This window comes from Methylobacterium sp. 275MFSha3.1, from assembly GCF_900108435.1.
Classification (GTDB): Bacteria; Pseudomonadota; Alphaproteobacteria; order Rhizobiales; family Beijerinckiaceae; genus Methylobacterium.
Genome location: NZ_FNWP01000021.1, coordinates 42,631 through 61,539, shown reverse-complemented (window position 1 = coordinate 61,539; position 18,909 = coordinate 42,631). Strand labels below are relative to the sequence as shown.

General features: G+C 71.8%; 19 protein-coding genes. 9 read left to right on the top strand and 10 right to left on the bottom strand.

Going from position 1 to position 18,909, the window contains the following annotated elements; translation table 11 throughout:
* Position 1: 1 nt before the first annotated feature.
* The 3 genes from fdxH (at position 2) to fdhE (ending at position 2,805) form a co-directional block, all read left to right on the top strand.
* Entirely contained in the window at positions 2–934 is a 933-nt protein-coding gene (gene fdxH / locus BLW78_RS22690; RefSeq protein ID WP_020092426.1) for a formate dehydrogenase subunit beta, read from the top strand.
* A gap of 148 nt (positions 935–1,082) precedes the next feature.
* Positions 1,083–1,805 carry a formate dehydrogenase subunit gamma gene (locus tag BLW78_RS22685; RefSeq protein WP_091682268.1) on the top strand — a complete coding sequence of 241 codons (723 nt, stop codon included), beginning with the start codon at positions 1,083–1,085 and terminating at the stop codon, positions 1,803–1,805.
* A 4-nt stretch (positions 1,806–1,809) separates the two neighbouring features.
* The gene (gene fdhE / locus BLW78_RS22680) at positions 1,810–2,805 is read left to right on the top strand and encodes a formate dehydrogenase accessory protein FdhE (protein WP_091682266.1); all 996 of its coding nucleotides are present in this window, start codon (positions 1,810–1,812) and stop codon (positions 2,803–2,805) included.
* Between the two features lie 325 nt (positions 2,806–3,130).
* Here the strand turns inward: fdhE and BLW78_RS22675 are convergent, their stop codons facing one another.
* From BLW78_RS22675 to BLW78_RS22660, 4 genes are all read right to left on the bottom strand, one after another.
* Positions 3,131–3,475 (bottom strand): hypothetical protein, encoded by a 345-nt coding sequence (locus tag BLW78_RS22675; protein ID WP_020092423.1) that lies wholly within the window; start codon positions 3,473–3,475, stop codon positions 3,131–3,133.
* 200 nt (positions 3,476–3,675) lie between these two features.
* The gene (locus BLW78_RS22670; RefSeq protein ID WP_091682264.1) at positions 3,676–4,161 is read right to left on the bottom strand and encodes an SRPBCC family protein; all 486 of its coding nucleotides are present in this window, start codon (positions 4,159–4,161) and stop codon (positions 3,676–3,678) included.
* A gap of 211 nt (positions 4,162–4,372) precedes the next feature.
* A complete protein-coding gene (locus BLW78_RS22665) occupies positions 4,373–5,011 on the bottom strand; it encodes a L,D-transpeptidase (RefSeq protein ID WP_091682263.1) in 639 nt (212 codons plus the stop codon).
* 134 nt (positions 5,012–5,145) lie between these two features.
* Positions 5,146–6,129: an NAD(P)H-dependent flavin oxidoreductase gene (locus BLW78_RS22660; RefSeq protein WP_091682261.1), complete on the bottom strand. Its 984-nt coding sequence runs from the start codon at positions 6,127–6,129 to the stop codon at positions 5,146–5,148.
* A gap of 116 nt (positions 6,130–6,245) precedes the next feature.
* Between BLW78_RS22660 and BLW78_RS22655 the strand changes: the two genes are divergently transcribed.
* Positions 6,246–7,136: a LysR family transcriptional regulator gene (locus tag BLW78_RS22655; RefSeq protein ID WP_091682259.1), complete on the top strand. Its 891-nt coding sequence runs from the start codon at positions 6,246–6,248 to the stop codon at positions 7,134–7,136.
* Positions 7,137–7,235: 99 nt separating this feature from the next.
* Positions 7,236–8,528, top strand: coding sequence for an ArgE/DapE family deacylase (locus BLW78_RS22650; RefSeq protein ID WP_091682258.1), 1,293 nt, complete (start codon positions 7,236–7,238; stop codon positions 8,526–8,528).
* Positions 8,529–8,640: 112 nt separating this feature from the next.
* Here BLW78_RS22650 and BLW78_RS22645 read toward each other — a convergent pair whose 3' ends face one another.
* Complete coding sequence (locus tag BLW78_RS22645) at positions 8,641–9,702, bottom strand: SDR family oxidoreductase (RefSeq protein ID WP_091682256.1); 1,062 nt, start codon at positions 9,700–9,702, stop codon at positions 8,641–8,643.
* A gap of 238 nt (positions 9,703–9,940) precedes the next feature.
* The gene (locus BLW78_RS22640; RefSeq protein ID WP_091682252.1) at positions 9,941–11,275 is read right to left on the bottom strand and encodes an omega-aminotransferase AptA; all 1,335 of its coding nucleotides are present in this window, start codon (positions 11,273–11,275) and stop codon (positions 9,941–9,943) included.
* Between the two features lie 165 nt (positions 11,276–11,440).
* Between BLW78_RS22640 and BLW78_RS22635 the strand changes: the two genes are divergently transcribed.
* The 3 genes from BLW78_RS22635 to BLW78_RS22625 all read left to right on the top strand — a co-directional run bounded on the left by BLW78_RS22635 (position 11,441) and on the right by BLW78_RS22625 (position 13,705).
* Positions 11,441–12,001: a cupin domain-containing protein gene (locus tag BLW78_RS22635; protein WP_091682250.1), complete on the top strand. Its 561-nt coding sequence runs from the start codon at positions 11,441–11,443 to the stop codon at positions 11,999–12,001.
* A gap of 118 nt (positions 12,002–12,119) precedes the next feature.
* Positions 12,120–13,439, top strand: a complete 1,320-nt coding sequence (locus BLW78_RS22630) for an MFS transporter (RefSeq protein ID WP_091682248.1) — start codon at positions 12,120–12,122, stop codon at positions 13,437–13,439.
* A gap of 68 nt (positions 13,440–13,507) precedes the next feature.
* Complete coding sequence (locus BLW78_RS22625; protein ID WP_091682246.1) at positions 13,508–13,705, top strand: hypothetical protein; 198 nt, start codon at positions 13,508–13,510, stop codon at positions 13,703–13,705.
* 102 nt (positions 13,706–13,807) lie between these two features.
* On the opposite strand, the gene BLW78_RS22620 is transcribed toward BLW78_RS22625, so the two are convergent.
* The 3 genes from BLW78_RS22620 to BLW78_RS22610 form a co-directional block, all read right to left on the bottom strand.
* A complete protein-coding gene (locus tag BLW78_RS22620) occupies positions 13,808–14,677 on the bottom strand; it encodes an amidohydrolase family protein (protein WP_091682237.1) in 870 nt (289 codons plus the stop codon).
* Positions 14,678–14,679: 2 nt separating this feature from the next.
* Positions 14,680–15,984 carry an MFS transporter gene (locus tag BLW78_RS22615; RefSeq protein ID WP_026604804.1) on the bottom strand — a complete coding sequence of 435 codons (1,305 nt, stop codon included), beginning with the start codon at positions 15,982–15,984 and terminating at the stop codon, positions 14,680–14,682.
* 139 nt (positions 15,985–16,123) lie between these two features.
* Positions 16,124–16,648: a hypothetical protein gene (locus tag BLW78_RS22610; RefSeq protein WP_020092410.1), complete on the bottom strand. Its 525-nt coding sequence runs from the start codon at positions 16,646–16,648 to the stop codon at positions 16,124–16,126.
* 223 nt (positions 16,649–16,871) lie between these two features.
* Here BLW78_RS22610 and BLW78_RS22605 point away from each other — a divergent pair, with 223 nt between their 5' ends.
* Positions 16,872–17,621 (top strand): phosphodiester glycosidase family protein, encoded by a 750-nt coding sequence (locus tag BLW78_RS22605; protein WP_091682360.1) that lies wholly within the window; start codon positions 16,872–16,874, stop codon positions 17,619–17,621.
* A gap of 9 nt (positions 17,622–17,630) precedes the next feature.
* Here the strand turns inward: BLW78_RS22605 and BLW78_RS22600 are convergent, their stop codons facing one another.
* Complete coding sequence (locus BLW78_RS22600; RefSeq protein ID WP_091682232.1) at positions 17,631–18,749, bottom strand: NADH:flavin oxidoreductase/NADH oxidase; 1,119 nt, start codon at positions 18,747–18,749, stop codon at positions 17,631–17,633.
* Positions 18,750–18,909 lie beyond the last annotated feature (160 nt).

Below are 18,909 nucleotides of genomic sequence, written 5' to 3'. Positions count from 1 at the left end.
CATGGCTGACTACAGCTCCCTCGACATCCGCCAGCGCTCCGCCTCCACGGAGACGCCACCGGAGATCCGCCGTCAGGTGGAGGTCGCCAAACTCATCGACGTGTCGAAGTGCATCGGCTGCAAGGCCTGCCAGTCGGCGTGCGAGGAGTGGAACGACCTGCGCGACGACATCGGTGTCAACACGGGCACCTACCAGAACCCCCACGACCTCACGCCGAAGTCGTGGACCCTGATGCGGTTCACCGAGTACGAGAACCCGGAGACCAACAACCTCGAATGGCTGATCCGCAAGGACGGCTGCATGCACTGCACCGAGCCGGGCTGCCTGAAGGCCTGCCCGTCTCCCGGCGCGATCGTGCAGTACTCCAACGGCATCGTCGACTTCATCGAGGAGAACTGCATCGGCTGCGGCTACTGCGTGAAGGGCTGCCCCTTCAACATCCCGCGCATCAGCCAGACCGACCACAAGGCGTACAAGTGCACTCTGTGCTCGGACCGGGTGGCGGTGGGTCAGGCCCCGGCCTGCGCCAAGGCCTGCCCGACCGGCTCGATCATGTTCGGCACCAAGCAAGCCATGATCGATCAGGCCCACGACCGCGTCGAGGACCTGAAGTCGCGCGGCTTCGCCCATGCCGGCCTCTACGACCCGGCCGGGGTCGGCGGTACGCACGTCATGTACGTGCTGCACCACGCCGACCAGCCGAACCTCTACGCGGGCCTGCCGAACGACCCGAAGATCTCGCCGCTGGTCGCCTTCTGGAAGGGTGGTGCCAAGGTGTTCGGTCTCGCCGCGATGGGCTTCGCGGCGGTGGCGGGCTTCTTCCACTACGTCACGGCCGGCCCCAACGAGGTCGTGCCCGAAGAGGAGGAAGAGGCGGTCGAGTACGACGAGGCCAAGCGCCGGGAGAATGGCGGCGAGGCCCGGCCGCACTGAGACGCGACGGTCTCCCTCCCCCGCGGGGGGAGGGAGCGCCGCGCCGAACGGTTTCGGCAGGGCGGAGACGGCTCGGGCGCCAGACCCGATTTCGAGTTTCACGGCCCGCCCGCCGCGACGGGCGGCCCCGTCAGGCGAGTGAAGGCCGATGACGATCCAGAACGATGTCCGGGACGGCGATTCCCGCCCCCTCCACCACGCCAAGTCCGAGGCGCCGGAGGTGATGTACGTCCCGCGCTACACCGGCCTGCAGCGCGTGAATCACTGGATCACCGCGATCCTGTTCACCCTGCTGACCCTCTCGGGGCTGGCGATGTTCACGCCCTACCTGTTCTCGCTGACCGGCCTGTTCGGCGGCGGGCAGGCGACCCGGGCGGTCCACCCGTGGTTCGGCGTGGCGCTGGCGATTAGCTTCCTCTTCCTGTTCGTGCGCTTCTGGCGGCTCAACATCCCCAACAAGGACGATGTCGAGTGGTCGAAGAAGATCGGCGACGTGGTCACCAACCGCGAGGACCGGCTGCCGGAACTCGGCAAGTACAATGCCGGCCAGAAGGGCGTGTTCTGGGGCCAGACCGCGCTGATCGGCGTGATGTTCGTGACCGGCCTCGTGATCTGGAACACCTATTTCGGCGGCCTCACCTCGATCGAGACCCAGCGCTGGGCGCTGCTCGCGCACTCGCTGGCCGCCGTCATCGCCATCGCGATCATCGTCGTGCACGTCTACGCCGGCATCTGGGTGCGCGGCACCGGCCGGGCGATGGTCCGCGGCACGGTCACGGGCGGCTGGGCCTACCGGCATCACCGCAAGTGGTTCCGTCAGATGGCCGGCGGCCCGGCGCGCCGCGGCTCGGTGGACAAGCGCGGATCCTGATCGCGTGGCCAACTTCTTCAGGCGGAAACCCGCGGCTCCGGCCGCGGACAAGACCCCGAAACCCGCCGAGGCTCCGAAGCCCCACCGCCGGGATTTCAGCGAGCTCAAGCCCGATCCCGACAAGATCGGGATCTCGGGCTCGGTCCCGTTCGTGCGCCTGCCCGATCCCGCGACGCTGTTCGCCGACCGGGCCGCGCGCCTGGCGGAGGCCGCGCCCGGGCACCCGCTGGAGGCCTATCTCCGGTTCGTCGGTGAGGTCGCCCGCGCCCAGGCTGCGATCCAGGCACGGTTTCCGGCCCCGGCGGCGCCGGATCCCGCCGATCAGGCGCTGCGGAGCGAGCACGGCATGCCGCCGCTGTCGCGGCACAGCCTCGAGGCCGACCAGGATTTCGACGCGTGCCTCCTGGCGCTGCTCGACGCGCTGGATCTCGCGACCGCGCCCGAGGCCTCGGCGGCGGCGCGGGATGCCCTGCGGGCCGCCGCGCCGGAGGAGCGCCGCGATCTCGCCGTGCAGGTTTTCGAGGGCGCGCTGCCGGTCGACCGGATCGCCGAATGCCTGTTCGTCTCAGCCGCATTGCAGGTGCGCTTCGCCGAGCGGGCCGCGCGCCTCGACACGCGGACGCTGAAGCCCGTCGCGGACGGCGTCTGCCCGTGCTGCGGCGGCGCGCCGGTGGCGAGCGTCATCGTCTCCTGGACCCCGGCCGACAAGGCCCGGTATCTCAGCTGCTCGGTCTGTGGCACGTACTGGAACCACGTCCGGATCCGCTGCACCGCCTGCGGCGACGGCGAGGGTGTCAGCTATTACGGGCTCGACGAGGTCTCGAAGGACGTCCAGGTCGAGACCTGCACGACCTGCCACAGCTACATCAAGCACCTCCACCAGCACCGGGCGCCGGCCCTCGACCCGGTGGCGGACGACATCGCGTCCTACGGGCTCGACCTGAAGATCGCCGAGGACGGGTTCCGGCGCGCCGGACTGAACCTGCTCTTCGTGATCTAGAATCTTCCCCCACTGAAGCCGGCGCCAGTCCGGCGCGCGCGAGCGCGCCCCATCGAGGGCGGACGCGGTTTCCGGCTGAACGCTTCGATTGACGCATCCGTCATCGCGAGCGAAGCGAAGTGACCCAGGGCAACGCAACCTTCGTCGGCGTTGCGCCGACTGGATTGCTTTGCTCCGCTCGCGAAGACGGCGCTTCCGAAGTCATCACCGGGAAACGGTATGAGAGCCACGCGTGGGTCCCCAGCCGCGTTCCGGATCCGAGAAAAATTCTCGCCTAGGGGGAGGACGCTGATCGTATCGGATCAGGATCGCTGTCGCTGCGCGCTCAGCGGTAGCCGTAGCGGCTCTTGGCGGCGGCGAGCAGGTGCAGGGCTTCGCCCGACTTGCCGGCCGAGCACTCCGCGGCGGCGTGGGCGAGGTCGGCGCTGAAGCGGTCGCCCACCGGCTTGTTGAGGTTGCCGGTGGCCACGTCGCTGTCGACGATCGCCTTCGTGCGGGCGATCTCCGGGCCGCAACCGCTGCCCGTGGGCAGGGCCAGGGGCGCCGGCACGATCGGCGAGGGCTCGGTGACCGCGGGCGTGGCGCGCTGCTGGCAGGCGCCCAGCGCCGCGACGGCGAGGGCGACGAGACTGAGGCGCATCGGGAGGCGGGACGCGGGCACGGCGATCATCCTGTTGGGGCGCGAGGGGCCGCGCCGCCGAGGTTCTGAGCCGCGCTTGGCGGTGGGTCAATCGCCCCGGCGACATGCCGAAGGGGCGCGGAGCGCGGGACGCGGAGCGCCTCGAACGCGCGATTCCGCCGCTGCCGGAGGGACTTGGCGCGCGCCGCCGGCAGCCTGCACCGGCGGCGCGCTCCGAATCGTGACGGGGCTTACTTCGCCTTCTCGACGAGCGCCTTCAGGCCGGAATCGTAGATGCCCTGGATCGCGTCGGTGGCGACCGTGTCCGGCGCGCCCTTGGCATTGAAGGTCCCGGTCCAGGTCACCTTCGAGCCGGAGCCCTCGGGAGCGACCGAGAGGGTCGACTTGTAGTCGGAGACCGGCAGCGGGCTCTCCAGGATCGTGTAGGTGTAGCTCATCACCTTGTCGTCCCGGGAGACCTGCTCCTCCTTGATGGTGCCGCCGCCCTTCAGGCTCAGCGTGCGGACCTTCATGCCGTCCTTGTCGGACAGGGCGCATTTCTCGATGGCCGGGTGCCAGTCGCCGATGCCGCAGAACTCGCCGATCGTCTGCCAGACCTTGGCCGGGGGCGCGGCGATGTCGGCCGAGCGCGTCACCTCCAGGGCGTAGCCCGGCACGGTGGCCGCGGCGAGCGCCAGGGCGGCGAGGGGAAGGGACCGGCAGAAAGCGAAGGGCATCTCGGGGTGTCTCCGTCCGTCTCAAGTCGCGGCAGGGGCCGCGCAGGCTCTGATGGCCGCGCAGGAGCTAGGCCGGGAGGGGGCGCTCGGCAATGGGAGGGGGCTGCGGCGCATGACTTTCGCGCTCAGACGACGCGGCCGGTGATCGTCCGCGCGCAGGGGCACGTCGTGGCGCCGATCGGCCGATACGGGGTCCGGGCCGCGATCCGGCCTACCAGCCGTCCGTCTCGTCGGCGTCGGTCGGGTAGCCGTAGACCGTGGCGGGCGCGTAGGTGGCCCGGGCCGCCGGGCGGTAATAGGCCGGCGCCGACTGGCGCCCCATCTGATCGCTGTTCGCCAGCAGGTCGTCCGGCTCGTAGGGGCTGCGGTTCCGGGCGAGCCGGGTGCCGCGACGGCCGCGCTCCGCCATCGGAACATCCGCCCCCTCGATCACCACCCGCGTCCGGCCCATGCCCTGGCTCTTCACGAGATTGAACAGGGTCGCGGCGTTGCGCACCGACAGGCGCACGCAGCCGTGCGAGGCCGCGCGTCCCAGGCTCCGGACGTGGTTGGTGCCGTGGATGGCGTGGCCCTGCGTCGTGAAGAACATCGCGAAGGGCATCGGCGCGTCGTCCCACTCCTTCGAGAAGTGCGTGCGCTCCATCCGGAACGGGCGGTAGGCGCCGGACGGGGTGTCGTAGCTCGCGACGCCGGTCGAGACCGGCCAGGAATAGCGCGGCTGTCCGTCGACCGAGACCTCCATGCGCTGAGTGGTCTTGTCGACGTTGACGAGCACGTCCGCGCTGGCCGTCGCGGGGATCCCCGCGCTCAGGAGCAGCCCGGACAGGACGGAGATCAGACCGATACGCATGAGCGACTCCGACTCGAGACGCGCCTCGAGAAACCGCGACGGTTTGCCGTCACGCTAAAGCCCCGGCAACACCGAGGTTCCGGTCCGCCGGGCCGCTGCGTAGTCACGCTTTGCTGAGCGCCGTGCCGGCGCGCTCACGGCGCCGCCGCCATGCCGGAGATCCGGCGGATCGCGGCCTCGGCCTCCTCGGCGATGCGTAGGACGAGGTCGCCGGCGCCCGGCAGGTCGGCGATGAGCCCGACGGCCTCGCCGACCGTGACGTTGGCGACGTCGTAGTCGCCCGCCGCGTCGGCATCCTCCACGTCCCGGCGCCGCTCGGCCGAGGCCGCGCGCAGCGCGTCCTCGCGGCCGTGCCACGTCTCGATGAAGGTGTTGCGCAGGAGTCGCCCGGTATAGGGCGCCGGCCAGGCCCGCTGGCGGGCGATGTCGTAGACCTGCGTGCGGATCGTGTCGTCGCCGGTGGCGGCGAGAACCCGCTGCTTCGAGGCCGGGTGGATCAGCGCCTCCCGGCTGGCCCAGAACCGGGTCCCCATCAGGACACCGTCGGCCCCCAGCGCCAGGGCGGCGGCGAGGCCGCGCCCGTCCGCGATGCCGCCCGCCGCGAGGAGCAGCGTCTCGGGGCGCTCGCGGGCGATCAGGTCGGCGACCGCCGGCACGAACGCCGCGGTGCCGCGGGCGGTGAGGCCGTGGCCGCCGGCCTCCGTCCCCTGCGCCACCACCGCGGCCGCGCCGACCTCCAGGGCACGCCTCGCATGCGCCAGGGTGTGCACTTGGCAGATCAGCGGCACGTCGGCGGCGCGGATCCGGTCCGCGAACGGCGCGGGATCCGCGAAGGAGAGCATCAGGGCCGCGGGCGACCGGGCGAGCGCCGCGTCGAGGAGCGATGGGTCCCGGGCCATCGACCACGTGATGAAGCCGCAGCCGACCCGCTGATTGCCCGCGCGGGCAAATTCCCGGTCGAGCGTCGCGTGGTCGCCGTAGCCGCCGCCGATCAGGCCGAGGCCGCCGGCGGCGCTCACCGCCGCCGCGAGGGCGCCCCCCGAGGCCGGGTCCATGGGGGCCAGCACGATTGGGTGCCGCAGCCCGAAGGCGTCGGTGAGTCTGGTCCTTAAGGCCATGGGTCCCCTCCCCGGAAAGCGTCTCGGTTGCGCGCGCCGCCCGCCAGGGATTAACGCTCGCGCGATGGCGGAAAAAATGATTCCTTCTGAAGGAAGGCATCGGAAAAGCAGATGGCATGAACAGCATCGACCTGATGTTCTTCGCGGCGGTGGCCGAGACCGGCGGCATCGGGCGGGCGGCGGCGCGGCTCAACACTGTCCAGTCCAACGTCACCGGCCGGATCCGCGCCCTGGAGCAGGCCCTGCGCGTGCCGCTCTTCCACCGCGGCAGCCGCGGTGTGACGCTGACCCGGGCGGGTGAGCGGCTCCTGCCCTACGCGCTCCAGGTCGGACAGCTGCTCGCGGAGGCGCGCCACGCCCTGCTGGCCGAGGGCGAGCCGCGCGGACCCCTGCGGATCGGCGCCATGGAGACGACCGCGGCCCTGCGCCTGCCCGGCCCGCTCGCCGACTTCGCCGCGCGCCACCCGGACGTGGACATCGAGCTGGAGACCGGCCCGACCGAGCACCTGATCGCCCGGGTCCTCGACCGGAGCCTGGAGGGGGCCTTCGTGGCCGGCCCGGTCGCGCAGGCCGACCTCGTCGGGCTCCCGGTCTTCACGGAGGAGCTGGTGCTGGTGGCGCAAGCGGCCGTCGGCGACCTCGCGGCGCTGCTCGACCGGCTGGCCCGGGCGCGCAACGCGAAGGTGCTCGTCTTCCGGGCCGGCTGCTCGTACCGGAGGCGCCTGGAGGCGTTCCTGGCCCGCCAGGGCCTCGTGCATGTGCGGCGCATGGAGTTCGGGACCCTCGACGGCATCCTCGGCTGCGTGGCGGCCGGCCTGGGCGTGACCCTGGTTCCGCGGGCCGTGGCGGCGCCGGCGCACCGCGCCGGCCGGGTCTCGATCCACCCCGTGCCCGACGGGGACGGGCACGCCCCGACGCTGGTGGTCCACCGCGCAGACGACCGGCCGAGCGCGGCCTTCGCGCGGTTCGCCGAGCAGGTCCGGACGGCGCTCCCGGATGTGACCTAGGATCCCGGTTCCGGCACGCGCCATGCTCTCGGCAACCGCCGGTTGACAGCGGCCCGGGCCCGGGCGCTTCCTCCCGGCCGCAGACGGTTCGGAGTTTCCATGGCCCTCGACCCCACCCTCGCCGCCGAGATCGAAGCCTCCGTGGCGGAGGGCTTCGCCGATCAGGTCGCCCACACGCAGGCGCTGGTCCGGTTCGCGTCCCTGCGCGGGGAGGAGCATGCCTGCCAGGATTACGTGTTCGAGCAGTTCCGCGCCCGCGGCTACGCCACCGAGCGCTTCGCCATGGACCGGGCGGCCATCGCGGAACATCCGGGCGGCTCGAAGATCGACGCGGCGCACCACTCGGACGCGCCGATCGTGGTCTGCCACCACCGGCCGGGCACCGAGACCGGCCGGTCCCTGATCCTGCAAGCCCATGTCGACGTGGTGCCGCCGGGGCCCGCCGACCTCTGGACCCACCGCCCCTTCGATCCGGTAATCCAGGGCGATTGGATGTATGGCCGCGGCGCCGGTGACATGAAGGCCGGGCACGCCGCCAACCTGTTCGCCCTCGACGCGCTCGCCCGCCTCGGCCTCCAGCCGGCGGCCGCCGTGACGGTGCAGTCGGTCGTCGAGGAGGAATCCACCGGCAACGGCGCCCTGATGACCCATCTGCGCGGCTACCGGGCCGACGCCGTGCTGATCCCCGAGCCCGAGGACGAGAAGCTCGTGCGCGCCAATACCGGCGTGCTCTGGTTCACCGTCGAGGTGCGAGGCGTCCCGGTCCACGTGCGCGAGATGGGCGCCGGCGCCAACGCGATCGACGCCACCTACCGGGTGATCGGCGCGCTGCGCGAGGTCGAGGCCCGCTGGAACGCCGAGAAGGCCGCGCACCCGCATTTCGAGACCGAGGACCACCCGATCAATCTCAACATCGGCAAGATCGAGGGCGGCGACTGGGCCTCCTCGGTCCCGGCCTGGTGCCGGATCCACTGCCGGGTGGCGCTCTACCCGGGCGTGACCGCCGCGCAGGCCGCCGCCGAGATCGAGGCCGCGGTGTCGGGCTTCTCCCGCACCGACCCGTTCCTGGCCAACAGCCCGCCGCGGGTGGTGTTCAACGGCTTCTTCGCCGAGGGTTACGTGCTGGAGGAAGGCTCGGAGGCCGAGGCGGTGCTCGGCCGCGCGCACGAGCGGGCGATCGGGTCGCCGCTCCAGAGCTTCATGACGGCGGGCTACCTCGATACCCGGGTGCACGCCCTCTACGACCGGGTGCCGGCCCTCTGCTACGGCCCGACCTCCCAGAACATCCACGGCTTCGACGAGCGCGTGAGCCTCGCCTCGGTGAAGCGGATCACGACCGCCATGGCGCTGTTCGTGGCCGAGTGGTGCGGGACGGAGCGGAAGGTCTCCTGATCCGCCGCCGTCTTTGCGAGCGGAGCGAAGCAATCCAGGGCAGGCCACGCGCACGGGTGTCGCGCCGCCCTGGGTCGCTTCGCTGCGCTCGCGATGACGGTGGTGTCCTCCGTCAGGGGATCAGCCGGTCCGCGCGGAGCTGGGCGAACAGGCCGTAGAACGCGTCGTCCGTCGGCTGGTAGGCGGTGAAGCCGAGGCGGCGGCTCTTGCTCATGTCGGTGACGACCTCGATCGGCCGGCCGAGATCGGCATCCGTGTGCCAGGGCGAGGCCAGCTTCTCGAGGTTCGGCTCGGCGAGCCCGTGGCGCTGCGCGATCTCGGCCCAGGCCGGGCCGTCCTGCGCCATCCGGGGCTCCAGCGGCCGGTGCGTGCCGTCGAACGGCACCGCCTCGATCCCGAACCACGCGGCGATCCGGCCCCACATCCAGCTCCAGCGGAAGACGTCGCCGTTCACGACGTTGAACGCCTCGTTGGCGGCCCTCGGCTCGGTCGAGGCCCAGAGAAGCTGGCGGACGAGCAGCCGCGCGTCGGTCATGTCGGTGAGGCCGTTCCACTGCGCGGCCGAGCCCGGGAAGATGAACGGGCGTCCCAGCTCCCGGCACAGGGTGGCGTAGCAGGCGAGCGTCGTGCCCATGTTCATGGCGTTGCCCACCGCCTTGCCGATGATCGTGTGCGGGCGGTGCACGCTCCAGGTGAAGCCGTCGCGCGCGGCGGCCGCGAACACGGCATCCTCCTGCGCGTAGTAGAAGTTCTCGATGTCGAGGCGGCCCTGGTCCTCGCGGAACGGCGTCTGCGGCAGGGTGCCTTTGCCGTAGGCCTCGAACGGGCCGAGATAGTGCTTCAGCCCGGTCACCAGGGCGACGTGGCGGACGCTCTTCTTGGGGCGGAGCGCGTCGAGCAGGTTCTCCACCATAGCCCGGTTGACGCGGATCATCTCCGCCTCGGTCGGGCGCCGCTGCCAGGTCGCCAGGAACACGTGGCTCGGGGCGAGGTCGGAGAGCGCCTCCTCCAGGGAGGCCGGATCCTGCAGGTCGCCGGCCACCGGCACGACGCCGTCCTGCCGCACGGGGTGGCGGGCGAGGCCCGCGACGTGCCAGCCCTCTTGGTGAAGCAGCGCCGCGGTGGCGCTGCCGACGATCCCGCTGGCGCCGACGATCAGGGCGGTGTTCGACATGGAAACCCTCGTGCCCGGCTTAAATCCGGGTCCGGGGCAGATGGGCGCGGGTGGTGTCGCGACAACCCCGCCGCGCGGCGGGGACGCCTGTGCGGCGCGCAAGGGTTGTGTGATCGCGAGCCCCACGTCATCGCGAGCGTAGCGAAGCGACCCAGGGCAGCGCGCGGTTTCGAAGCATGGCGCTATCCTGGATTGCTTCGCTCCGCTCGCAAAGACGGTGGGGCAGCCGAGAAAGCTCTCAGGCGACCCGGTCGATCGCGGCGCCGAGGATGTCGACGATCTCGCCGATCTGGCCTCGCTCGATGATCAGCGGCGGCGACAGGGCGATGATGTCGCCGGTCACCCGGGTGAGCAGGCCGCGCTCGAAGCAGTTCACGAACACGTCGTAGGCGCGCTTGCCCGGCGCGTCCGGGCGCGGCGCCAGCTCGACGCCGGCGACGAGCCCGATGGTCCGGATGTCGATGACGCCCTTGCGCCCGCGCAGGTCGTGGATCGCCGCCGCCCAGTCGTCGGCGATGTCGGCGACGCGGGTGAGCAGACCCTCCTCCCGGTAGATGTCGAGCGTCGCGATGCCGGCCGCGCAGGCGATCGGGTGCCCGGAATAGGTGTAGCCGTGGAACAGCTCGATCCCATCCGGACCCTGCATCAGCGCGTCGTGGACCGCGCGGCTCGCGAAGACCGCGCCCATCGGCACCGTGCCGTTGGTCAGGCCCTTGGCGCTGGTCACGAGGTCGGGGACGACGCCGAAGAAATCGGTCGCGAAGGGCGCACCCAGGCGGCCGAAGCCGGAGATGACCTCGTCGAAGATCAGCAGGATGCCGTGCTTGGTGCAGATCTCGCGCAGGCGCTCGAGGTAGCCCTTCGGCGGGATCAGCACGCCGGTCGAGCCCGCCACCGGCTCGACGATGCAGGCCGCGATGGTCTCGGCCCCGTGGAGCGCCACCAGCCGCTCCAGATCCTCGGCGAGCTCGGCCCCGTGCTCGGGCTGGCCCTTCACGAAGGCGTTGCGGGCCGGATCGTGGGTGTGGCGCAGGTGGTCGGTGCCGTTGAGGGTCGGGAAGACCCGCCGGTTCGACACGATGCCGCCGACCGACAGGCCGCCGAAGCCGACGCCGTGATAGCCGCGCTCGCGGCCGACGAGCCGGGTCCGCGTGCCCTGCCCGATCGCCCGCTGGTAGGCGAGCGCGATCTTGAGGGCGGTGTCGACCGATTCCGAGCCGGAATTGGTGAAGAACACCCGGTCGAGGCGCTTGTCGGGACCGCCCGGGGCGATCTCGGCCAGCCGCTCGGCGAACTCGAAGGCGACGGGGTGGCCCATCTGGAAGGTCGGGGCGAAGTCGAGGGTCGCGAGCTGGCGCTCCACCGCGGCGGCGATGCCCCGCCGCCCGTGGCCGGCATTGACGCACCAGAGCCCCGCGGAGCCGTCGAGGACCTTGCGGCCGTCATCGGCGGTGTAGTGCATGCCCTCGGCCGAGACGAGCAGGCGCGGCGCCGCCTTGAACTGGCGGTTGGCCGTGAACGGCATCCAGAAGGCGTCCATCGCGGGCGTATTGCGGAGCGGATGGTCGGTCATGGGCGGTTCTCCGGGACGGGCGACGCGGATCGGCGGCGGGACCAGGGGACACCTTCGCCGATCGGGCAACAAGTCCTTTTCTGGTCGCCGCCAACCCCTTGCAGGATCGGGGCCGCGGGTGGCACCGTTGCGGGATCCGCAACACCTGAAACGGGCCCTGGCCGGATGAGCATCGATGTCGGCGCGCGCCTGCGCTTCGTTCGGGTCCGCCACGGCCTGTCGCAGCGGACGCTGGCCAAGCGGGCCGGGGTGACCAATTCCGCGATCTCGCTGATCGAGGCGAATCGCGTGAACCCGTCGGTCGGCGCCCTGAAGCGGATCCTCGACGGGGTGCCGATCGGCATGGCCGAGTTCTTCGCTCTGGAGCCGGAGCCGGAGAGCAAGGCGTTCTTCGCCGCCGAGGAACTCACCGAGATCGGCCGCCGGGCCGCCAAGGGGGCGATCTCGTACCGTCAGGTCGGCGACAGCCTGTTCGGGCGCAAGCTCCAGATCCTCAAGGAGCGCTACGAGCCGGGCGCCGATACCGGCCGGGTGCCGCTCTCCCACGAGGGCGAGGAGGGCGGCATCGTGCTCTCCGGGCGCCTCGAGGTCACGGTGGATGCCGAGCGCCGGATCCTCGGCCCCGGCGACGCCTACAGCTTCGACAGCCGCCGCCCGCACCGGTTCCGCTGCGTCGGGCCCAACCCCTGCGAGGTGGTGAGCGCCTGCACGCCGCCGAGCTTCTGAGACGGAGCCCGGCTGCGGCGGATGAAACGCCCGCCCTGTCGCGTGCAGGCGTTGCGGTCGGCCAGCAGAGTGGCGCATGCAGGGCGGCGTTTGAATTCATAATGCCGCGCGAGGATCGATGGCCGTCACGACCGCAAGCCCGGCCGCCGGGCCCGGACAGAACCAGTCGGCGCGCGCGGCGCTCGCGGCCTTCGTGGGCACCACGATCGAGTGGTACGACTTCTTCATCTACGGCACGGCGGCGGCCCTGGTGTTCGGGCCGCTCTTCTTCACGGCGGAATCGCCCTACATCGCGACGCTCTCGGCCTTCGGCACCTTCGCGGTCGGCTTCCTCGCACGACCACTCGGCGGCCTGATTTTCGGCCATCTCGGCGACCGGTTCGGGCGCAAGCGCGCCTTGGTGGCGACGCTCGTGATGATGGGCATCGCCACCTCGTGTATTGGCCTGCTGCCGACCTACGCGTCGGTCGGCCTCTGGGCGCCGGTGATGCTGGTCGTCTTGCGGCTGATCCAGGGGCTCGCGGTCGGCGGCGAGTGGGGCGGCGCGGTGCTGATGGCCGCCGAGCACGCGCCGGCCGGGCGCAACACCTTCTTCGCCTCCTTCGCGCAGCTCGGCAGCCCGGCCGGGCAGATCCTGTCGCTGCTGGCCTTCCGGCTCGCGGGCCTCCTCGACAAGGAGAGCTTCCTGACCTGGGGCTGGCGGGTGCCGTTCCTCGTCAGCATCCTGCTGCTCGGCGTCGGGCTCGCGATCCGCCTCGGCGTCGCGGAATCCCCGGCCTTCGAGAAGGCCCGGGCCGCCGGCGGGCCGCCGCCGGCGCCGGTGCGCGAGGTGCTGACGACCTGTCTGAAGCCGGTGCTGCTGGCGGCGGGGGCCAACACCTTCGCGATCGCCTCGGTCTACCTGTTCAACACCTTCATGATCGCGTTCACCACGCAGTATCTCGGCATCGCGCGGGCGACGATCCTCGACGCCCTCCTGATCGCCGCCGTGGTCCAGCTGGTGATGACCCCGGTGGGCGCCCGGATCGCCGAGCTGATCCGCAACGAGCGGCTGTTCCTCCAGGGGACGCTGGTCTGGGCGATGCTGGCCCCCTACCCGCTGTTCTGGCTGGTCGAGACCAAGTCTGTGCCGCTGATCGTGCTGGGTCTCGCCCTCAACGTGGTCGGCAGCGCGACCTTCTACGCGGTGATCGCCGGCTACCTCGCGGGCGCGTTCCCGACGCGGGTGCGCTACACGGCGATCTCCATCGCCTACCAATTCTGCGGTGCGCTCGCCGGCGGTCTGACGCCGATCGTCGGCACCGTGCTGGCCGAGCGCTTCCAGGGCCACTGGTGGCCGATCGCGGTGTTCGGCACGGCGCTGGCCGGTGTGTCGTTCCTGTGCGTCACGGCGATCGGCGGCTACCGGGCGCGGCAGCGGGGCTTCCTGGACGGGTGAGCGCGACCGGTCAAAGGCGCCGGATCCGGGTAACGCGGGATTCAGACCGGTGGTCCAGGATCGGCGGCATGGATTCGATCGCCGCAGCCGCCGTCCAGATGCTGGGTTCGTCCCAGAACCAGCAGATCGGCATCGCCGTCGCCAAGCAGCAGCTCTCCGCCGACAAGGCGGTCGCCGGGCTGGTGGCGGACAGCGCCGCCCAGGCGGCGAGCGCCGGCCCACCGGCTCCTCCCGGACAGGGCCAGAGCGTCGACCTGCGGGTCTGACGGAGACGCCGCGCTCCGCTTTCCGGGCCTCGCGCGAACCTGGGGTGCTTCGCTGCGCGCGCGATGTCGGCGGGCTCTCCGGCGGCCGTTGAACGGCCGCCCCTACCCGAAGCCGTAGAGCTGCCGTGGGTTGTCCACGAACACCATCCGGCGCCTGGCCGCGTCCGGCACCCAGTCGGCCATCAGGTCGAGGAGGTCCCGCGTCCGCGGCGGCCCGTCCCAGGCGGCCACGTGCGGCCAGTCCGAGCCCCAGAGGCAGCGGTCCGGCGCGGCGTCGTTGAGCGCACGGGCGAAGGGGATCGTGTCGGCGTAGGGGGGCCCGGTGACGGAGTCCCGGAAGGCGCCCGACAGCTTCACCCAGTTGCCGTCGGCGACGAGGCCGAGCAGTGCCCGGAACCCCGGATGGTCCACGCCCGCCGAGGTCGGCATGTGGCCCATATGGTCGAAGACCAGCGGCACGGGCAGCCGCGCCAGGCGGCCGGCGATCGGCGGCAACTCGCGGGCATCGAGCAGGAACTGGAGGTGCCAGCCCATCTCGCGGGCGAGCGCCCCGTAGGACTCGACCGCGTCGAGCCCGACCCCGCCGCCGAACAGGACGTTGAGGCGCAGGCCGACCACGCCGGCCTCCTTCAGCGCGGCGAGTTCCGCGTCGGGCAGGCCGAGCGGGATCACCGCGACGCCGCGCAGGCGCCGCCGGTGGGCGCGCAGCGTCTCGACCATCAGCCGGTTGTCGGTGCCGTGCACGCTGACCTGGATCAGCACGCCCTTGGCCATGCCGGTCCCGTCGAGCATCGCCAGATACCGCTCGGCCGGCGCCGCCGGGGGCGTGTAGCTGCGGTCCGCCACCAGGGGATAGTCCGGCGGCAGGCCGATGACGTGGGCGTGCGTGTCGACCGCGCCCTCCGGCACGGCGTAGCGGGTCGGGCCTTCCGGATGCGGGTCCGGGGCGGGGCAGTCTCGGATCTCGGGCATGATCAGGAATCCGCGTGCAGGACCTTGCCGCGCGTCTCGGGCAGCGCGAAGGCCGCCAGGAAGAAGATCCCGTAGGCGACGGCCGCGAAGATCGCGATGGCCGAGGCGAGGCCGGCGCGCTCCGCGAGGTAGCCGACCAGCGCCGGGAACAGGGCGCCGATGCCGCGGCCGAAATTGTAGCAGAACCCCTGCCCCGAGCCGCGCAGGCGGGTCGGGTACAGTTCGGTCAGGAAGGCGCCCATGCCGGAGAAGTAGCCGGAGGCGAAGAAGCCCAGCGGGAAGCCCAGCACCCAGAGCACGCCGTTCGAGAGCGGGATCTGCGTGTAGGCGACGATCACCGCGATGGCGCCCAGCGAGAAGATCAGGAAGAGGGGCCGCCGGCCGAGCCGGTCGGCGAGCCACGCGCCCACGAGGTAGCCGGTGAACGAGCCGATGATCAGGGCCGCGAGGTAGCCGGTGGAGGACACGATCGACAGGTGGCGCTCGGTGGTCAGGAAGCGCGGCACCCAGGTGGTGATCGCGTAGTAGCCGCCCTGGCAGCCCGCCGCCGCCAGGGAGGCGAGCAGGGTGGTCTTGAGGATCGGACCGGAGAAGATCTCCCAGATTTGCGGCCGGTCGCCCGTGGCGGCGGCCCGGGCGCGGGATTCGGCGGCGACCTCCGGCTCCTTCACGTAGCGGCGCAGGTAGAAGACCAGCAGCGCCGGCAGCGCGCCCACCGCGAACATCCAGCGCCACGCGGTCTCGGGCGGCAGAAGCGAGAACAGCACCGCCTGCGACAGGACCGCGAGGCCCCAGCCGATCGCCCAGCCGGACTGGACCGAGCCCACCGCCCGGCCGCGATACTCGGCCCGGATCGTCTCGCCGATCAGCACGGCGCCGGCCGCCCACTCGCCGCCGAAGCCGAGGCCGAGCAGCGCCCGCGCGATGAGCAGCTGCTCGAAGTTCTGCACGAAGGCGCAGAGGAGGGAGAACAGCGAGAACCAGAGGATCGTGATCTGCAGCGTCAGCACCCGGCCGATGCGGTCGGCGACGAAGCCCGCGAGCCAGCCCCCGAGCGCCGAGGCCAGCAGCGTCACCGTGGCGGCGAGCCCGGCCGTGCCGGCATCGACGTGCCACAGCGCCATGATCGTGCCGATCACCAGCGGGTAGATCATGAAGTCCATGCCGTCGAGGCACCAGCCGGCGGCGCACGCCCAGAAGGTGTGCCGCTCCGGCGGCGTCATCGATCGGTAGAAGGCGGTGAGGCTGGCGTCGCGGATCTCGACCGCGTCCACGCCCGTGGGCCCCTGCCCGGTTGCTGAACTCATCACCGCCTCCCGCCGCCCGATACCAGTATCAGCGTCCCGGGCAGAGCTGTCCAACGATGCGGCGGGTCACGCAAGCAACCGGAAAGGAAAAGGCCGCCCGGAGGCGGCCTGTCCCGTTCTTTTCACGCTCGATCGACGCTCAGTAGCAGCGCTCGACCAGAACCCGGCGGTAGCCGTAGGGCGTCCAGCGCACCCGCGGGACCGTGTAGCAGCCGCCGCCGTAGCCATAATCGTAGGCCGCCGGGGCGTAGTAGCCGCCGTAGCCGTAACCCGGATAGCCGTAGCCACCGTAGCCGCCGTAGAGGCCGCCGGCCGCGAGGCCGAGCCCGACACCGAGGCCCAGGCCGCCGAGCCCGTAGCCGTAGCCGCCGCGGTAGCCGTAACCGCCGCGCCAGCCGTAGCCCCGGCCGTAGAAGCCGCGGCCGTAGCCGAAGCCGCCCGGTCGGAAGCCGACGCCGCGGAAGCCGCCTCCGAAGCCGCCGTTGCGGAACCCGCCGAACCCGCCGCCGCGGAAGCCGCCGCCGAACCCGCCACCGTGGAAGCCGCCGCCGAAACCGCCGCCATGGAAGCCGCCGCCGCCGAAGCCGCGCGCGTCCGCGCTGGCCGGCGCCAAGGCCAGAGCACCCGCCGCCAGCAGGGCCGAGCCGAGCACTGCACCCTTCATCACGTCATCTCCGTGGAAACACGCCCTCTGCGGCTAAGAACGCTCGAACCGGTAAAACGGTCCAGCCCCGGCCGCGGCGCGCGGTCGCGAGACGCACCCGGCCGCGTCCGGACCCATCCGGGCGCGGCTCGGACACGAAATTCGCCGCTTTCCAGGGCGAAGGGCGGGCCGAACGAGCTTCGCCGTCCCCGACTCGCCGTCCCCGAGCTGCCTGGAACGAATGATGATGCTGCGCCCGGCTCACGCCCTCTTGATCACGCTGCTCGCCCTCGCGGCCCCGGCCCGGGCGGCCGCCCCGGCCGCGACGGAGCCCTGCCGGGCGGTCGAGGCGCAGGGTGAGACCTTCACGGTCTGCACCATCGACCTCCGGAAGCAGCGGCTGCGGCTGTTCTGGCTCCAGGACGACGGCAGGCCCTACGGCGCCCTCGGCACCCTCGCCGAGAAGCAGGGCGGCCGCCTCGCCTTCGCGATGAACGCCGGCATGTACGACAAGGACCAGGCGCCGGTCGGCCTCTACGTCGAGAACGGGCACGAGCTGAAGCGCGTCTCCACGGCGGACGGGCCGGGCAATTTCCACCTGAAGCCCAACGGGATCTTCTGGCTGAAGGGTGAGCGCGCCGGGGTGGTCGACACGTCCCGCTACCTGCGGGCGAAGATCCGGCCGGATTTCGCCACGCAGTCCGGGCCGATGCTGGTGATCGACGGCCAGATCCACCCGAAGATCGCCGCCGACGGGCCGAGCCAGAAGATCCGGAACGGCGTCGGCGTGCCCGGCGACGGGCACGTGGCGATCTTCGCGATCTCCGAGCGCCCGGTTACCTTCGGCGCCTTCGCGCGGCTGTTCCGCGACGATCTCGGCTGCCGCAACGCCCTATTCCTCGACGGCTCGGTCTCCAGCCTCTACGCGCCGAACCTCGGCCGCACCGACATCAGCCGCCCTCTCGGGCCGCTGGTCGGCGCGCTGCCGCGGTGAGGGCCGCCCTCAGCGCTGGCCGAAGGCCGTGTCCTTGAACAGGTCCTTGTACTCCCGCGGCTGCGAGCGCCAGTACTGCTTGGGCGCCCGCACCCGGGCACCGAGCTCGGCCGCCGCGTGCCAGGGCCAGCGCGGATCGTACAGCATGGCTCGGGCGAGCGAGATCGCGTCCGCCCGGCCCTCCTGCAGGATCGTCTCCGCCTGGTGCGCCTCGGTGATCAGCCCGACCGCGATGGTGGTGAGGCCCGTCTCGGCCTTGATCCGCTCCGCGTAGGGCACCTGATAGCCCGGCCCGAGCCTGATCGCCTGCTTGGGCGAGACGCCGCCCGTGGAGACGTGGATCGCCGGCGATCCCGCCCGCTTGAGCGCCTGGGCCAGCTCCACCGTCTCGTCGAGATCCCAGCCGTCCTCGACCCAGTCGGTGGCCGAGACCCGCAGCCAGACCGGGCTGCCGGCAGGCACGACATCCCGCACCGCGTCGTAGACCTCCAGGGGGAAGCGCATTCGGTTGGCGAGGCTGCCGCCGTATTCATCTGTCCGCTTGTTGGCGATCGGCGACAGGAACTGGTGCAGCAGGTAGCCGTGGGCGCCGTGCAGCTCGACGGCCTCGATACCGAGGCGCACGGCCCGCTTGGCGGTGGCCACGAACTGGTCGCGGACGCGCTTCAGGTCGGCGGCGTCGAGGGCGTGGGGCGGGACCTCGCCCTCCCCGTGCGCGACCGCCGAGGGCGCCTCGGTGCGCCAGCCGTAGGCGTGCTCCGGCGGGATCTGCTGGCCGCCGGCCCAGGGGGCCTCGCTGGAGGCCTTGCGCCCGGCATGGGCGATCTGGATGCAGACCGGGATCGGCGCGTACTCGCGCACGGCGTCGAGCACCCGGCCCAGCGCCCGCTCGCAGCCGTCGTTGTAGAGGCCGAGATCCCAGGCGGTGATCCGCGCCTCCGGGGAGACCGCGGTGGCCTCCAGGGTCAGCAGGCCGGCCCCCGACATGGCGAGCTGGCCGAGATGCATCATGTGCCAGTCGGTCGCCTCGCCGTCCCGCGCCGAGTACTGGCACATCGGCGCGACGAGGATGCGGTTCTCGAGCGTGAGCGCGTCGAGTGTCAGCGGTTCGAACAGGCGAGCGGTCATCGGCAACTCCTGGTGGAGGGTTCACTCTGGCCCAGGACGGGCGCGGCGGCCAGTGCGGTGCGGCAGAGCACCTCTGCGGGCGGGCGTTGCGGGAACTTGCGGATGAGGCCGCCCGTTTCCTGGCCTGTCGCCGCATCGCGGCAATCGACGCGAACCGCCT

Coding starts and splice junctions, on each gene's coding strand:
- BLW78_RS22685 (WP_091682268.1), top strand. CDS start 1,083: ATGACGATCCAGAACGATGTCCGGGACGGCGATTCCCGCCCCCTCCAC.
- BLW78_RS22660 (WP_091682261.1), bottom strand. CDS start 6,129: ATGGCCTTAAGGACCAGACTCACCGACGCCTTCGGGCTGCGGCACCCA.
- BLW78_RS22665 (WP_091682263.1), bottom strand. CDS start 5,011: ATGCGTATCGGTCTGATCTCCGTCCTGTCCGGGCTGCTCCTGAGCGCG.
- BLW78_RS22605 (WP_091682360.1), top strand. CDS start 16,872: ATGATGCTGCGCCCGGCTCACGCCCTCTTGATCACGCTGCTCGCCCTC.
- BLW78_RS22610 (WP_020092410.1), bottom strand. CDS start 16,648: ATGAAGGGTGCAGTGCTCGGCTCGGCCCTGCTGGCGGCGGGTGCTCTG.
- BLW78_RS22615 (WP_026604804.1), bottom strand. CDS start 15,984: ATGAGTTCAGCAACCGGGCAGGGGCCCACGGGCGTGGACGCGGTCGAG.
- BLW78_RS22655 (WP_091682259.1), top strand. CDS start 6,246: ATGAACAGCATCGACCTGATGTTCTTCGCGGCGGTGGCCGAGACCGGC.
- BLW78_RS22630 (WP_091682248.1), top strand. CDS start 12,120: ATGGCCGTCACGACCGCAAGCCCGGCCGCCGGGCCCGGACAGAACCAG.
- BLW78_RS22635 (WP_091682250.1), top strand. CDS start 11,441: ATGAGCATCGATGTCGGCGCGCGCCTGCGCTTCGTTCGGGTCCGCCAC.
- BLW78_RS22670 (WP_091682264.1), bottom strand. CDS start 4,161: ATGCCCTTCGCTTTCTGCCGGTCCCTTCCCCTCGCCGCCCTGGCGCTC.
- BLW78_RS22650 (WP_091682258.1), top strand. CDS start 7,236: ATGGCCCTCGACCCCACCCTCGCCGCCGAGATCGAAGCCTCCGTGGCG.
- BLW78_RS22640 (WP_091682252.1), bottom strand. CDS start 11,275: ATGACCGACCATCCGCTCCGCAATACGCCCGCGATGGACGCCTTCTGG.
- BLW78_RS22625 (WP_091682246.1), top strand. CDS start 13,508: ATGGATTCGATCGCCGCAGCCGCCGTCCAGATGCTGGGTTCGTCCCAG.
- BLW78_RS22600 (WP_091682232.1), bottom strand. CDS start 18,749: ATGACCGCTCGCCTGTTCGAACCGCTGACACTCGACGCGCTCACGCTC.
- fdxH (WP_020092426.1), top strand. CDS start 2: ATGGCTGACTACAGCTCCCTCGACATCCGCCAGCGCTCCGCCTCCACG.
- BLW78_RS22645 (WP_091682256.1), bottom strand. CDS start 9,702: ATGTCGAACACCGCCCTGATCGTCGGCGCCAGCGGGATCGTCGGCAGC.
- BLW78_RS22620 (WP_091682237.1), bottom strand. CDS start 14,677: ATGCCCGAGATCCGAGACTGCCCCGCCCCGGACCCGCATCCGGAAGGC.
- BLW78_RS22675 (WP_020092423.1), bottom strand. CDS start 3,475: ATGATCGCCGTGCCCGCGTCCCGCCTCCCGATGCGCCTCAGTCTCGTC.